The sequence below is a fragment of the Kribbella sp. CCNWLW201 genome (genome assembly GCF_037203805.1).
Classification (GTDB): domain Bacteria; phylum Actinomycetota; class Actinomycetes; order Propionibacteriales; family Kribbellaceae; genus Kribbella.
This window is the reverse complement of record NZ_JBBCBQ010000001.1, coordinates 1,430,500-1,445,323: the sequence shown is the minus strand read 5'-3', so window position 1 is coordinate 1,445,323 and position 14,824 is coordinate 1,430,500. Positions and strand designations below refer to the sequence as shown.

The 14,824-nt window shown below is 67.4% G+C and carries 14 protein-coding genes; 8 read left to right on the top strand and 6 right to left on the bottom strand.

Going from position 1 to position 14,824, the window contains the following annotated elements; all coding sequences use genetic code 11:
* Positions 1-45 precede the first annotated feature (45 nt).
* The 5 genes from V9K99_RS06970 (at position 46) to V9K99_RS06950 (ending at position 3,705) form a co-directional block, all read left to right on the top strand.
* The gene (locus tag V9K99_RS06970) at positions 46-438 is read left to right on the top strand and encodes an ArsR/SmtB family transcription factor (protein ID WP_337336373.1); all 393 of its coding nucleotides are present in this window, start codon (positions 46-48) and stop codon (positions 436-438) included.
* Positions 439-476: 38 nt separating this feature from the next.
* Complete coding sequence (locus tag V9K99_RS06965) at positions 477-917, top strand: nitroreductase family deazaflavin-dependent oxidoreductase (RefSeq protein ID WP_337323225.1); 441 nt, start codon at positions 477-479, stop codon at positions 915-917.
* Positions 918-1,092: 175 nt separating this feature from the next.
* Positions 1,093-1,821: a CDP-alcohol phosphatidyltransferase family protein gene (locus V9K99_RS06960; protein ID WP_337323226.1), complete on the top strand. Its 729-nt coding sequence runs from the start codon at positions 1,093-1,095 to the stop codon at positions 1,819-1,821.
* Positions 1,822-2,658 (top strand): hypothetical protein, encoded by an 837-nt coding sequence (locus V9K99_RS06955; RefSeq protein ID WP_337323227.1) that lies wholly within the window; start codon positions 1,822-1,824, stop codon positions 2,656-2,658. It begins immediately after the preceding gene.
* Positions 2,659-2,802: 144 nt separating this feature from the next.
* On the top strand, positions 2,803-3,705 hold the full coding sequence (locus V9K99_RS06950; RefSeq protein WP_337323228.1) for a 1-aminocyclopropane-1-carboxylate deaminase/D-cysteine desulfhydrase: 903 nt from the start codon (positions 2,803-2,805) through the stop codon (positions 3,703-3,705).
* A 247-nt stretch (positions 3,706-3,952) separates the two neighbouring features.
* Here V9K99_RS06950 and V9K99_RS06945 read toward each other — a convergent pair whose 3' ends face one another.
* Positions 3,953-5,122 (bottom strand): AAA family ATPase, encoded by a 1,170-nt coding sequence (locus V9K99_RS06945; RefSeq protein WP_337323229.1) that lies wholly within the window; start codon positions 5,120-5,122, stop codon positions 3,953-3,955.
* 136 nt (positions 5,123-5,258) lie between these two features.
* On the opposite strand from V9K99_RS06945, the gene V9K99_RS06940 reads away from it, so the two are divergent.
* Both V9K99_RS06940 and V9K99_RS06935 read left to right on the top strand, forming a co-directional pair.
* Entirely contained in the window at positions 5,259-6,149 is an 891-nt protein-coding gene (locus V9K99_RS06940) for an ATP-grasp domain-containing protein (RefSeq protein ID WP_337323230.1), read from the top strand.
* Positions 6,146-7,378, top strand: coding sequence for an MFS transporter (locus V9K99_RS06935; protein ID WP_337323231.1), 1,233 nt, complete (start codon positions 6,146-6,148; stop codon positions 7,376-7,378). Before V9K99_RS06940 ends, V9K99_RS06935 begins: the two co-directional genes overlap by 4 nt.
* A 41-nt stretch (positions 7,379-7,419) precedes the next feature.
* Here V9K99_RS06935 and V9K99_RS06930 read toward each other — a convergent pair whose 3' ends face one another.
* The 4 genes from V9K99_RS06930 to V9K99_RS06915 form a co-directional block, all read right to left on the bottom strand.
* Positions 7,420-9,291, bottom strand: a complete 1,872-nt coding sequence (locus tag V9K99_RS06930) for an ABC transporter ATP-binding protein (protein ID WP_337323232.1) — start codon at positions 9,289-9,291, stop codon at positions 7,420-7,422.
* On the bottom strand, positions 9,288-10,952 hold the full coding sequence (locus tag V9K99_RS06925) for an ABC transporter ATP-binding protein (protein WP_337323233.1): 1,665 nt from the start codon (positions 10,950-10,952) through the stop codon (positions 9,288-9,290). The genes V9K99_RS06930 and V9K99_RS06925 overlap by 4 nt, the downstream gene beginning before the upstream one ends.
* 330 nt (positions 10,953-11,282) lie before the next feature.
* Positions 11,283-13,178, bottom strand: a complete 1,896-nt coding sequence (locus V9K99_RS06920) for a hypothetical protein (RefSeq protein ID WP_337323234.1) — start codon at positions 13,176-13,178, stop codon at positions 11,283-11,285.
* 98 nt (positions 13,179-13,276) lie between these two features.
* Positions 13,277-13,828, bottom strand: coding sequence for an AAA family ATPase (locus V9K99_RS06915; protein WP_337323235.1), 552 nt, complete (start codon positions 13,826-13,828; stop codon positions 13,277-13,279).
* Between the two features lie 34 nt (positions 13,829-13,862).
* Between V9K99_RS06915 and V9K99_RS06910 the strand changes: the two genes are divergently transcribed.
* Positions 13,863-14,309 (top strand): hypothetical protein, encoded by a 447-nt coding sequence (locus V9K99_RS06910; protein WP_337323236.1) that lies wholly within the window; start codon positions 13,863-13,865, stop codon positions 14,307-14,309.
* A gap of 45 nt (positions 14,310-14,354) precedes the next feature.
* Here V9K99_RS06910 and V9K99_RS06905 read toward each other — a convergent pair whose 3' ends face one another.
* A complete protein-coding gene (locus tag V9K99_RS06905) occupies positions 14,355-14,714 on the bottom strand; it encodes a hypothetical protein (RefSeq protein WP_337323237.1) in 360 nt (119 codons plus the stop codon).
* Positions 14,715-14,824 lie beyond the last annotated feature (110 nt).

Below are 14,824 nucleotides of genomic sequence, written 5' to 3'. Positions count from 1 at the left end.
GCCGACCCCGAACGCCCCGATCCCGCCGTGGCTCCGGTTGTGAGCGTGGATGGTGTGCTGGGGGCCTTGGGTGATGCGACCCGGCGGACCGTCGTGGAGTTGCTGGCCGCGGGTGGTGGGCGGACGGCGACGTCGTTGGCGGGGGAGTTGCCGGTGACCCGGCAGGCGGTGGTGCAGCATCTCGCCGTACTGCGCGAGGCCGGCCTGGTCGAGAGCCGCCGGGTGGGCCGAGACGTCCGCTTTGAGCTACGCCCCGAGGCCCTCACCGAGACCGCGGCCTGGATCGCCGACGTGGCCGCCCAATGGGACCGCCGCCTCACCGTCATCGCCGAAATCGCCGAAACAGCCCGGGTCGAGGCGATGCTGTCGGCGCCCACAGAAGCAAGTCCGGCGGCGACGCCCCCCGGGCGCTTGGGGAGGGCTGACGACGCGCGGTGATTTTTTGATGTTGATGTGTCACCATTAAGATCGGTGACATGACATCGAACAAGGACGACTACGCCCCGAGTCCGACTGACTGGGTTCGTACCCAGGTGGAGAAGGTCGAGGCGGCCGGAACTACCGCCGTGGTCGACATCATGGGTATGCGCGTCGTACTGCTCACCATGCGCGGCGCGAAGTCGGGCAAGATCCGCAAGGTCCCGTTGATGCGGGTCGAGCACAACGGTGTGTACGCCGCCGTCGCCTCGCTCGGCGGCGCCCCCAAGAACCCCGTCTGGTACTACAACCTCAAGGCCGACCCGAAGCTCACGCTGCAGGACGGCGAGGTCACCAAGGAGTACGTCGCCCGCGAGATCGAGGGCGCCGAGTACGACGAGTGGTGGGAGCGGTCGGTCGCGGCCTACCCGCCGTACGCCGAATACCAGACCAAGACCTCCCGCAAGATCCCGCAGTTCGTGCTCGAGCCGGTCGTCTAGTAGGCCAGCCCGGTCGTCCCAGTAAGGTCTGTGCACAGATCCGCGGCGGAACGGTACAGGGTGCCCGGAGGAGCCCAGCGGTTGTGAGACGCTGGGCCCTGCCTGGTTTCATTGACCAGGCACGACGCGCTGCGTCGACAGAGTTCTGGGAGTCGTCCTGACCACACACGACGCGGTGCAGGAACCGTTCGTCGGGTCAACGCGATTGCGTCTGGCCGGACTGGCACTGCATGCCTATACCGCGAGCGGAACGGTGCTCGCGCTGCTCATCGTCATCGCCGCAATCGACGGGGATGCCGTCCGCGCGCTCTGGCTCGGCCTGGCCGCACTGGTGATCGACGGAACCGACGGGATGCTCGCGCGCCGGTTGCGGGTGAAGGAAACCATCCCGTGGTTCGACGGCGCGATGCTGGACAACATCGTCGACTACCTGACCTACGCCTTCGCCCCGATCGTGCTGCTCTGGACCGGCGACTACCTGCCGTCCGGTGCCTGGGGCGCGGTGCTGGCCGCGTTGCCGTTGCTTGCCTCCAGCTACCAGTTCTGCCGGGTCGACGCGAAGACCGACGACCACTTCTTCCTCGGCTTCCCCAGCTACTGGAACGTGGTCGCGTTCTACGTGGTGATCCTCGGTCTCAGCCCGGTCACCACCGGTGTGATCCTGGTCGTCTGCTCGATCCTGGTGTTCGTGCCGGTGAAGTATGTCTACCCGTCCCGGACCAAGGCGTTCCGGTCGCTGAACCTGCTCACCACGGCGATCTGGCTGGCGTCGTACGCCGTCCTGCTCGCCCAGATGCCGAACCCGAACGCCATCGTGGTCGCCGTCTCGCTGTCCTATCTCCTGTACTACGGGGTCCTCAGCCTGTACCTGACCTTCTGGGTGCCCCGACGCAAGGTCGCATAGGTGTTCCTTGGCCTCAGCGCGGCACTAGGTGCCGCGGTGCTCTTCGGTATCGCCTCGATCCTGCAGGCGGTGGGTTCGCGCAAGGTGCCGACCGAGTCGGAGCTCGATCCGCGCCGGCTCGGCGCCTTCGTCGTCGCCCTGCTCAAGCAGCCTGCATTCCTCGCCGCACTGGTCCTGAACCTGGCCGGTTTCGCGCTGCACTTCGTTGCCCTGCGCCTGCTTCCGCTCTACCTCGCCCAGGCCGGAATCGCGGCCAGCCTCGTGGTCACCGCCTTGCTCGCGACCCGGCTGATGTCGGATCAGCTGAGCGCGCTCGAATGGTCCGCGGTGATCGCGGTCTGCGTCGGCCTCGGCCTGCTCGCGGTCTCGGCCGGCGACGCGGGTGACAGCGCCCGTCACCAGGGCCTCACCATCGGCGTCATCGTCGGCCTCGTGGTCATCGCCGTACTCGGAGCCATCGCCAGCCGTTCGAAACACGGCGTCTCCACCGCCCTCCTCGGCCTACTGGCAGGCCTCGGGTACGCCGGCGTCGCCATCTCAGCCCGCTTGCTCCAGGACGGCTCGATCGCCGAGCTCCTCGGCAGCCCAACGACGTACACACTCCCCATCAGCGGCGCCCTGGCCTTCATCCTCTACTCCCTCGCCCTCCAGCGCGGTTCGGTGACCCTGGCAACCACCCCGATGATCGCCCTCCAAACCATCACCCCCGCCGCCGTAGGCGTCTTCGTCCTCGACGACGCCGTCCGCACCGGCTGGTGGCCCGGCGCCATAGGCGGCTTCATCCTCTCCGCCATAGGCTCCCTGATCCTCGTCCGCTTCGAATCCATCAAAGACTGACTTTCTTCCCCACGCCTCGCTACGGCTCCTACGTCGCCCGCTTCGCGACCGCCTCGTGGTGTCGCCAGCGGGCGGACCGGCAGCAGACCGTGGACGGCCAGCAGTGTTCGAGCGACCGGAGTGTCGTCATGCGATGCTGGGCTGGTGGGTGAGCTTCAGTCGGTCGAGCTTCAGATTCCGTCGCCGGTGTCGGAGCTTCACGACGACCGCCTGGCCAGGTCAGCCGTCCGCGTCCTGCTCAAGCGTGACGATCTCATCCACCCAGAGATCCCGGGCAACAAGTGGCGCAAGTTGAAGTACAACATTTCCGCGGCGCGCGAACGCGGCATGGACACGCTCCTGACCTTCGGCGGCGCCTACTCGAACCACATTCGGGCGACCGCAGCGGTTGGCCACTATGGCGGCTTCGGGACGATCGGCGTGATCCGGGGCGAGGAGCATCTGCCGCTGAACCCGTCGCTCGCCTATGCCGCGGCCCGCGGCATGCAGCTCACCTATCTTGATCGGACTACCTACCGCGCCAAGTCCTCGGATGCTGTGATCAGCGGCCTGCACCGAGAGTTCGGTGACTTTTATCTGCTTCCCGAAGGCGGCAGCAACAGCGCGGCCGTGCTCGGGTGCGCAGAACTGCCGACTGAACTGACAGAGCCGTTCGACGTGCTGTTCTGCGCGGTTGGCACCGGCGGCACGCTGGCCGGCATCGCAGCAGGAACGGCTGCGCATCAACTCGTGGTCGGCGTTCCGGTCCTGAAAGGCGGCGATTTCCTCGAGGACGAGATCGTCGATCTGCAGGAAGCCACGTATGGCTCGCGGGTCGGTACGTGGCGCCTCGAAAGTGCCTACCACTTCGGTGGCTATGCGAAGCGGACACCTGAGTTGGATGCCTTCATCGATGATTTCGACGCGAGACATGGCCTGCTGCTTGATTGGGTCTACGAGGCCAAGATGATGTACGCGCTCTTCGACCAGGTGAGTCGCGGAGCGTTTGCCAGAGGTACGACGATCATCGCCGTCATCAGCGGATCCGGTGAGGTCCCCGAGCTCTGAGCTCAGTGCTCGAGCCATTCAAGGCGCCAGTCGCCCGAGTTGACCTTGAACTCCTTGTCGAATCCAAGCCAGCGACCGGTCATCTAACGTCCATGCGGACTGACAACGAGCTGAATCGTTCCGTGGTACACGGCCCCTCGGTAGTAACCGACAGATGATGTTCGCGTTGAGGGGCAGCCCCCCGCGGGCGCCGCGGTGGTTGTCCTCTGCGCCGTGCAGGCGAGCAGTTCTCGTTCTCCGTGGTTGGTTAGCGCGAGGGCCATTTCCAGGGTGGTTCGTCTAGGGGGCGTTGGTTGGCGATGGTGGTGGCGCCGTGGTCTTTGATGAGTTCGGTGGTGTGCAGGTCGTCGGCGAGGGCCTCGAGGGAGGCCACGAACGGGCGGGAGTGGGTTACGACGATGACTTGGGTGTCCTTGGCGGCGGTGACTACTAGGTTTGCCAGGGCGGGGAGGAGGTCCGGGTGCAGGCTGGTTTCGGGCTCGTTGAGGACCAGGAGTTCGGGTGGTCGTGGAGTGAGCAGAGCAGCGACCCACAGGAGGTATCTGAGGGTGCCGTCGGAGAGCTCGGCGCCGGAGAGTGGCCGGAGCAGGCCGTGCTGCCGGAAGGCGACCTCGAAGCGTCCGGCGGCGTTGACGATCTCCACCCGGCTGCCCGGGAACGCCAACTCGATCGCCTCGTCGAGCGCACCCTTCGCTCCGATCTCGCGGATGGTCTGGAGGGCGGCCGCGAGATCGGCTCCCTCGGGGCCGAGGATCGTCGTACGGGTACCGATCTGAGCCTGCCGGGCCGGCGCATCCGCGTCGGTGCGCAGGTGGTCGTAGAAACGCCAGGCGCGCATGCGCTCTCGCAGTGCGAGCAGTTCGGGCGCCCGTTGGGGGTCGGCGAACTCGCTCAGCATGCTGTCGAACGGCTGTAGCACGTGGCCGGTGTCCTGCCACCGGCCATCTCCGTCGCGGATGCGCGCCCCACCGCCACCACGCTCGACGAGCAGAGCGGCGGGCCGCAGGAACGGGCCGGCCCACAGCGCCTCCCGCTTGATCTCCGGATCGAGGTTGAACGCCGACGGCTCGTTGTGGACACCCTTGGTCGGTATCGGCAGCCCGAAGTCGACCGCGTAACCGTAGTCCTCGGAAGCAAAGCCCATCCGGAGTGCGATGGGACCGGTCCGCACCGTCCCTTGCACCGGCCGGTCTTTGCGGACGTGCTCCGGGCCCGCCCACAGCGTGGACTGGAGGCCGCCTTCGCGGGCCAGGGCGGCGACGGCGCCGTTGCGGGAGGCGTCGGCGAGGAGCCGGAGCGCACGGTAGAGGCTCGACTTGCCTGTGCCGTTCGCCCCGGTCACGACGTTCAGCCCGCGAAGGGGCATCACCAGTCGCCGCAGCGACCGGTAGTTCTCCACCGCCAGGCTCGTCAGCATGCTCGTCACGCTACCTACCGGCTCCGACAGAACTCCGCGCCAGCTGAGATAGGGAGGATTTCTGATGTGCGGGCCCACCTCAGGCGAGCAGATTCGGGCGGCGGCAGAAAGCCGACCACTTCTCGGAGGAGGGCAGATGTCGACCACCGGACGGCCCCGCGTCCTGGTCATCGGCGGCAAGCTCCAGCATGTGCGCAAGGCGCGGGAGCTCGGCCTGGATGTGGTGCACATTCAGTTCCCGGACGAGTATGGCCGTGGCCATTGGCCGTACGTCGGTCAGGCGCTGCTGCTCGAGTACGGCGACATCGACCGGCTTCTGCCGTTGGTCCGGGCGCTGCACGAGGCGTACCCGTTCCAGGCGGCCGTGTCGCTGTTCGAGCTCGGGCTGCTGCCGGCGGCGCGGGTCAACGAGATGCTCGGCCTTGGCGGCGAGTCCGTCGCCACGGTGGAGCTGCTGCTGGACAAGTGGCGGATGCGCCGGCACCTGGCCGCTAGGGGCATCAGCCCGGTGGCCTCTGCGGTCGGCCGTTGCGGGCGGGACGTTCGGAAGTTCGTGCAGGCTCACGGGCTCCCGATCATCGTCAAGCCGATCCGCGAATCGGGCAGCCTGGGGGTGTTCCGCCTCCGCGACCAGGCCGACGTGGACGTCGTCGCCGAACGGTTCCGGGCTCTCGACGACGGGCATTGGGCCGCCAAGGACCTGTCCGATGCCGAGTCGTTCGACGAGTTCCTGATGGAGGAGTTCCTGGACGGCCCGGAGATCAGCGTGGAGACGCTGAGCTTCGACGGCCGGCATGTGGTCGTCGCGGTGACCGACAAGGAGACCGGCGTCGACGCCGTACGCGCGGATCCGGCGTTCGTCGACCTCCAGTTGGAGGTGCAGCCGGGTGACGACGTACCGGCGCTGAGGTGGAACGAGGACAAGGTCGGTCACGTCATCGCCCGCGGTGCCACCGCCGCCGAGGCGATCGCCAACGGCAGGCGGCTGGCCGCGGCGATCCACGTGCGCACCGAGCCCGTCGCGTGAACGCCGCGCCGGGCGACGGTTCGGGCGTCCACGGGCCGCGGTTTCGTGACGCGCTGCGCAGCCTGCCCGGCCGGGTGTGGATCGTCAGCCTCGGAATCCTGGTCAACCGGGTCGGCAACTTCCTGCCCGTGTTCATCGTGCTCTACCTGACCGAGCGCGGCTATTCGGCCGGTGCCGCGGGGTTCGTGCTGGGCGTGTCCGGTCTGGGCAACGTGCTCGGCAACACCGTCGGCGGCTACCTCGCCGACCAGATCGGCCGGCGCTGGACCATCGTGCTGTCGGCCGTGACCACCGCCGGGCTGACGGCGCTCGTGCCGTACCTCGGACCGTTCCCGCTCATCGTCGCGGTGGTCGGCCTGATCGGGGTGACCTCGCAGGTCTACCGGCCGGCCGCGGCCGCCGTCCTGCTCGACTCCGTCACGACCAACCAGCAACGGCTGGCCGCCTTCGCGGTGTTCCGGTTCGCGATGAACATCGGCGCCGCGCTGGGCGGCGTCATCGGCGGTGTGCTGGCCAGCACGTCCTATGTCGAGCTGTTCTTGGGCAACGCCGCCGCGTGCCTGCTGTTCGGGGTGGTCGTGGCGGTGCTGCTGCGGAACGCGCCCCGGCCGCTGTCCGACCAGGACGACGCGGACACGCAGGCCGACCACGTGGGGTACCGGCAGGCGCTCGGCGACCGCAGGCTGGTGCGGTTCCTGGTGATGACCCTGGTCGCGGAGTTCGTCTACATCCAATCCACCGTCGGCCTGCCGCTGCACGTCACCGACGTGGGCCTGAGCGCACGCGACTTCGGTCTGCTCATCGGACTCAACGGCCTGCTGGTGCTGCTGCTGGAACTGCCCATCACCGGCGCGGTCTCCCGCTACCGACCGGAGTACGTCCTTGCCATCGGCAACCTGCTCATCGGTGCCGGTCTCGCACTGACCGGATTCATGACCGACATGGGCCTGCTCGCGGCCACCGTCCTGATCTGGACCCTCGGCGAGATGATCACCAGCTCCGTCGCCGCCGCCTACCTCGGCAGCCTGACCCCACCACGCATGGTCGGCCGCTACCAGGGCCTGTACGGCGCCGCCTACACCATCGGCACCGGCACCGGCCCCCTCATCGGCGGCGCCACCTACACCCTCGCCCCCTGGACCCTCTGGACCCTCATCGCCACCGCCGGCCTCCTATCCGCCTACCTCTGCCTCCCACGCGGCAAGCTTTCACCGAAGGAGCGTGAGTAGTGGGCGCGTGGGTTGGATGAACCCACGCGCCCACGGTTCGCTCAGGCCAGGGAGTCTTCCCAGGCTTGGTGGAGGCCGGAGTAGTGGCCTCCGGTGGTTACCAGGTCGCCGGGGGCGCCGTCTTCGATGATGCGGCCGTGTTCGAGGACGAGGACGCGGTCCGCGGTTTCCACTGTGGAGAGGCGGTGGGCGATCACGATCGCCGTACGGTCGGCCAGGATGGTTCGCAGCGCGCGCTGGATCAGCCGCTCGCTGGGAATGTCGAGGCTGGATGTCGCCTCGTCCAGGATCAGTACGGCGGGGTCCGCGAGGAACGCCCGGGCGAACGCGACCAGCTGACGCTGACCCGCGGACAGCCGGCTGCCGCGCTTCTCCACCTGCGTCTCGTACCCCTCCGGCAGCGCCATGATGAAGTCGTGCGCGCCGATCACCTTGGCCGCCTCGACCACCTCGTCGAGCGTGGCGCTCGGCTTGCCGAACCGGATGTTGTCCGCGACCGTGCCGGTGAACAGGAAGTTCTCCTGGGTCACCATCACCACCCGCTCGCGCAGGTCGTCCTCGGTGAGGTCACGCAGATCGGTCCCGTCGAGCAGCACGTGACCGCTGGTCGGGTCGTAGAACCGAGCTACCAACTTGGCGATCGTGGTCTTGCCTGCACCCGTCGTACCGACCAGTGCGAGCGTCTGACCGGCCGGCACGTCCAGGTCGAGGCCTGGCAGCACCGGTACGCCGTCGACGTACTGGAACCGCACGTTGCGCAGCTCGAGGTGCCCGCGGCTCTTACCGGGACGGACCGGCTTGACCGGCTCCGGTACGTCGGGCTTCTCGTTCAGCACCCCGGACAGCTTCTCCAGCGCCGCACTCGCGGACAGGAAGGTGTTGTAGAACTGCGAGATGTCCTGCAGCGGCTCGAAGAACTGCCGCAGGTACAGCAGGAACGCGGTCAGCACACCGACCGTCACGTGACCGTGGTACGCCTGGTAACCGCCGTACGCCAGGATCGCGACGATGGTGATGTTGCCGACGCCCTTGATCGACGGCATGAAGATCGCGTTCAGCCGGAACGACTCCAGGTTCGCCGCCCGGTACCGGTCGTTGACGCCGTGGAAGATCTCCTCGTTGCGCGGCTCCCGCCGGAACGCCTGCACCGCGCGGATCCCGGTCATCGACTCGACGAAGTGCACGATGACGAGTACGACGGCCTCGCGGGTCTGGCGGTAGACGATGGCGGACCGGCGCCGGAACCAGGCGGTGATCAGGATCAGCGCCGGGAACGACAGCAGCGCCAGCAGGCCGAGCTTGAAGTCCAGCGTCAGCAGCAGGATCGCCGTACCGATCAAGGTCAGCAGCGCCGTGACCAGGCCGTCGAACCCGTTCGCCAGCATCTCGTCGATCACGCCGACGTCCGAGGTGAGCCGGGAGATCACCCGCCCGGACGTGAACTTGTCGTGGAACGACGGGCTGAGTCGCTGGAAGTGGTCGAAGACCCGCCGGCGCAGACCGAGCAGGATGGTCTGGCCGAGCTTGCCGGACCGCATCAGGAACAACTGCCGGGCGAACGCCTGCAGCAACGCCATCGCGAACACGGTGCTGACGACGGTGATCAGCGTGGTCGCGCCCTCACCTCTGAGGATCGGCGGGATGCCGTTGTCGATGCCGAGGTGGACCAGGTACGGCACCGCGAGCCGGGCTCCGTTCTCGACGATGACGATCGCGACCAGGATCCAGATCAGCTTGTGGTACGGCCGCAGCAGCTCGCCGAGCAGCTTGCGGGAATCCTCCTTCAGCCGGATGGTCGTTGCCCTCGACAACTCCCGGTCGCCCTCGTCCTCGAAGTACCCCCGCCAGGATTCCTCCGGCGACTTCTCCTCCTCGGGCACGTCCTTGGGAGGTGTTTGCTGGGTCGTCGTCATGCGTGCACCTCCTCTTCTTCGGCCGCGAGGAGCAGCCGGTACGCCGGGACGTCGGTGAGCAGCTCGTGATGCGTACCGACGTGGGTGATCGTCCCGTTCTGCAGCAGGGCGACCTTGTCGGCCAGCATCACCGTCGACGCGCGGTGTGCCACCACGATGCCGGTGGTGTCGGCGAGCACGTTGCGCAGAGCCTCCTCGACCAGCGCCTCGGTGTGGACGTCGAGCGCCGACAGTGTGTCGTCGAGCACCAGAACCGCGGGCTTGGCGAGCACCGCCCGGGCCAGTGCGAGTCGTTGCCGCTGGCCACCGGACAGCGACATGCCCTGCTCGCCGACCCGGGTGTCGAGGCCCCAAGGCAGGTCGTTGACGAACTCGGCCTGTGCTACCTGGAGGGCCTGCTGGATGTCCGCCTCGGTCGCGTCCGGCCGGCCGAGGGTGAGGTTCTCCCGGACACTCATCGAGAACAGCGTCGGGTCGTCGAACGCGGAGGCGACCGCGCCGCGCAGCGACGACAGGGTGAGGTCCCGGAGGTCGTGCCCGTCGATGGTGATCCGCCCGCCGGTGACGTCGTACAGGCGTGGCACCAGTGCGGTGAGGGTGGTCTTTCCGGACCCGGTGGCGCCGACGAGTGCGAGCGTCGTACCGGGAGTGAGGTCGAGGTTGACGTCGTGCAGGATCTCGGGGGAGTCGGGTGAGAACCGGAAGCTGACGTTCTCGAACCGCAGGTGGCCGCGCGGGTTCGTCAGCTCCTCGTCGCCGGACTGGATGGTGGACCAGGTGTCGAGGATCTCGCTGATCCGGTCGGCCGCGGTCATCGACTCCTGCGCCATCGCCAGGATCGCGCCCAGGGACGTGACCGGCCAGATCAGCGAAAGCATCAGCGTGATGAACGCGACCAGGGTGCCGAGCGTGATCGCCTCCCGGCCGACCGCGAGCGCGCCGAGCAGCAGCACGATCACGAGCGTCAGGTTCGGGATCACGCCGAGGAAGCTCCAGAACCTCGACGCCAGCCGAACCTTCGCCACCGAGGTGTCGTAGAGGGTGATCGCGCCGTCGTCGAACTGCTGCTGGACGTGCTGACGGCGGCCGAACGCCTTGATCACCCGGAAACCGAGCGCGGACTCCTCGATCTGGGTGGCCAGGTCGCCTTGCTGGTCCTGGACCTGGCGGGAGATCACCAGGTACTTCCGCTCGAACTTCAGCGACACCACGATGATCGGCACCGCCGCCAGCAGTACGACGACGCCGAGCGGCCAGTAGAGCCGCAGCAGCAGGGTGGTGACGACCACCAGTTGCAGGATGTTCATCACCAGGAACAGCAGGCCGAAGCCCATGAACCGGCGAATGGTGGACAGGTCGGTGGTGACGCGGGAGAGCAACTGACCGCTCTGCCAGCGGGTGTGGAACTCCATCGGGAGTGACTGCAACCGGACGTAGAGGTCGTGCCGGAGCGTGGCCTCCAGATCGCTGACCGTCCGGGACTGGGCCCAGCGGCGGACCCAGACCAGCAGGACCTCACTGATGCTGAGACCGAGGGCGAGCAACGCGAGCGGGACGAGGAGATCGAGCTCGCGGCGGGTGACCGGACCGTCGATGATGGCCCGGGTGACGAGGGGAACGGTGAGGCTGACGGCGACACCGAGGCAGGCGGTGGAGAACATCAGCGCGAGGCGCCAGCGGTGCGGTCGGAGATAGGGGCGGAGCCGCCAGAGATTGCGGCTGCGTTCGGGTGCTCGGGTGGTAGGGGCTGCGATCGACGGCGCGTGGGCAGGTCTCTCTGAGGGCATCTGGACGGGCGCACTTCCCATCATGCTTGGCGTGTAATAGGGGGTCGCGACCGGAAAACGGCGCACTTTCCAGTATCGCCTACCGGTAAGCGCTTGTCTTTCGAATTCCATTCCCGGGTGATGAATTACCGCGTGTCGCAATAGGCAACCCCCGTCACCACGCGGTGACGGGGGTCACAGTCATTACGGATCGCGATAGGTCTGCTAGTTGGCCCTGAGGAACGCGATGCCGTCGATGGTGGCGGGGGCGGTCGAGGTGGAGACGATCTTGACCGCGCCGGTGCGGAACGGGGTGATCGGCAGGTAGGTGACCTTGCGGGCCGTGGTGGTGGCCGCGAGATTCACGGTGCCGATCTTGATGTTCGCGTGGTAGACGTCGACACGGCCTTGCCCCGGGCCGTGGATGGCGACCAGCGCGATCCGGGCGCCGGCCTCGGTTGCCTTGGTCAAGTACGCGCCGTTCGCCTTGAGGATCGAGGTGGTGCCCTGGAAGGCGAGGGTGCTGGTGGAGCGCGTGACGGACCCGGCCGACGTCAGGGCCCGGTCGTCCTGGGGTGCGACGGCGCAGAGTTGCGGCGACCAGGCGGACAGGTTGCCGAGGTAGTCGCGGGACCGGACCATGAAGCACTCGTCCCAGCCGAGCCGCGGCGTCCAGGTGATCGACGTGATCCGGGTGTTCTGCCAGGTCGCCGGGAAGATCCACTTGCCCAGAGCAACACCCGGCGCGGCGATCTTGTAGACGACGTCGTACGACGCGATGTCGGTGTCGTCCTTGTACGTCCAGCGGAAGGTGACCGGCGCAGTCACCGCCACGCGGTCGCCGATCCGCAGGGTGTACAGCGACGGCGCTGTCCCGTCGACCTCACTGCAGTACGACGTACTCCACGCGCTCACGTTGCCCGCGTAGTCGCGAGCCCTGACCTGCCAGCACGTGTCAGTGCCGATCGGTGCGCTGTAGCTGGCCCCAGTCGTCTTCAGACCCTGCCACGACGGGACCTGGTTCCAGGCGCCGTACGGCGACGTGCGGTTGGGCCGCTGCTGGATGCGCAAGTCGTAGGAGTCGACCCCGGTCGCGGGGGAGTTGGGGTCCTGCGGGTCGGTGTAGGCCCACTCGAACGACAGACTCGTGTTGTCGCGGATCCGGTCGCCTGCTGAGGCGCTGGTGAGGACCGGTGCCGTGGTGTCCGGTCGCTGCTGCGGGTCTGCGGTCAGCCAGCTGAGGGTGATGATGCGCGGCTTTGAGGTCGGGTCGGCGTACACGATCTTTGCCACACCAGAGCCGTCGGCGCGGAAGCTGGCCGGCTGCACGCGGACCGGCCCGTAGCGGCGTTGGCCGAGAGCCTGGTCGTTGAGGTCGGTGACGAGCAGATCCTGGTCTGGCGTCGTCTGGACCGTGAAGCCGTTGCCGAGCTGGGAGTCCGCCGCGACAGTGAGGTTGCGGGGCGCTTCAGGGCCCTTGACGTCGACGACCTGGTTGCAGCCGCTGAGCAGGGCCCAGCGACCGTTGACGCGGTCCGGGCCTACTGTGCATGCGCTGGCGACCAGGACGGTCTTGACGGTGCCGGTGGTGAGGTCCTTGCCGGTGAGCTGGCCGGGCTCGGTGACCTTCCAGACCGTGCTGTCGGACATGGCGAACGGTGGTGCGTAGTCGGCCACCTTGGTCTTGGTCGCTACGTCGTACACCTCTGCCGTGGCCGCGTTCGGTGTGCGGTGGGAGACGAGCTTGCCGCCCTTGCCGAGGATGACCTCATCGGCAGCGGGGAAGGTGAGGCCGTTGACCTTGGCCGTGCCGGACTGGAAGCTCAGCAGGCTGGAGCCCTCGAGTTGGAAGGGCTTGGTGTCGTTGGCGCCGCCGGTCGCGGTCCAGCTCGTGCCGTTGTTGCTGGTCTCGTAGAGAGTGCCGTCGGGCTTCTCTGACGCGACCACGCGCGCGGCGGACAGGCCGAGATCGCTGACCTGTGTCGTGGCTGTTCGGCTCGCGACCGGTGTTCCCTCGCCCAGGTGCTGCGGCGGATCGGCCGCCATCACCTGACTCGCGACGACCGGCACCAGCGCGACCGCACAGGCGACAGCAGCGACCTTGACTCGCAACCTGACCACAAGAACCCCCTCGGCGCGCTCCCCAGCGGCACCTCGACACAGGGCGGCACCCTAGCCAGTAACCACGGGTAACGGAAGTGTGCACCGGTCTGGGCCGGTCAGTCTTCGATCGCGTTGAGGATTACGCCGCCGGTCGTCCAGGCGAGGTCGCTGATGATGCGGTTCGCAGTGTCGTCGAGGGTGCTGGTCGGGTCGATGATCTGCTCAGCAGGTACGCCGAGGACGTCGCAGGGCTCGTACCACTCGCGCATCTGCTCCGGCGTGACGACTTTCGACAGCGGTCGGGTGGCATGGCGTCGTACGGTCTCGTCGTACGGGATCTGGAAGTAGTACACCCCGGTCGGGCCGGCGTGGTCGGCGATCAGTTGCCGGAGCATCGCGCCGTACGTCGGACTGTAGAGGCCGCCTTCCAGGATCACGTGGTAGCCGTGATCGAGCGAGTAGCGGACGGTCTGGTCGATCAGGCCGATGTTCGGAGCACCTGGTTTGGGGTGCTCACGGAGCAGGATCCGGCGTAGATAGTCCTGCTCGACCCAGGCGACCCCGCGCCCGACTCGCCGCCGTACCTCCTGCGCCGTAGTGCTCTTCCCGGAGCCCGAGTTCCCCCGAAGCACCACCAGCCGCGTCGTCTCATCCCCAAGCCTCGACACCCCCGAGACCCTAGACCATGCCAGAGTCGTGGAGATGGGATCCAGCTTCACAGAGTTCCGGGGGTTCGGCTTCTGGTCGCGTGACCAGCTGCTGGAGACCTGGCTCGAGTTGCTTGCCGAGGTTGTGCCTGCCGACGCGCCCGGGTGGCTGCGCGAAGCCGAACAGCATTGGCGCATGCAAGCCCGCGCCGGCTTCCAGGGCTGCGTCAACGCCGATCTGGATGCTCGGCTCACCTCAGACGACCGGATCGAGACCGTGCTCGCACTCACGGAGCAGGCCTCCGCGTACGCTGCCCGACTCGCTGCCCAGACAGGCAAACTGCCGGCCGACTGGCTGAACACCCGAGGCGTCGGCGGCGAAGGCACCGTATGGCCCCGCGATCTAGAACTCGAGTCAGTGCGCCAAGTAGCCAACGCGCTGACAGCACTCCTCCGCGGCAACCTCCAAACAACCGCCAAAACAAGCCCAGTCCTGCACTAACGCGGGTACGGGCTGACTACGCGCGCCCGCTACACGTTCTGATGCTCAGGTGCGGGGGATCGGCGGGAGCCACATGGTCGTCCTCGGGTGATCGGGCGCCTCGTTGTCGTTGGGGATCACGACGACTTGGTGGGGATCCTCGTAGATGATCTGGCCGGGGTCTGCTGAGGTGTACCGATCGCACGGGAGATTGTGCGCGGCGAGGATGGCGAGATACCCAGGGATCGGCTCCATCAGATGCTCGGCCGTCGGAACGAACCAGGCGGTCGCCCGCGGGTTGATGTCCGGGTCGTAAACGGTCGGATCGACACTCGTCGGGTCCACGTACGTCGCGTCGTACCAGGCGTTCGTCGTACGGCGGAAGTGTTCCTCCTCCGCACTGAGCAGCCCCCGCTTCCCAAGCATGTTGACCAGCCCAAAGATCCCAATCCGCCGCCCCAGGCGATCAGGAACGGGACTCTGAAACCTGACATACGCCGCGGCACCCATGCCCAGATTCTGACCTGCCAACAGGT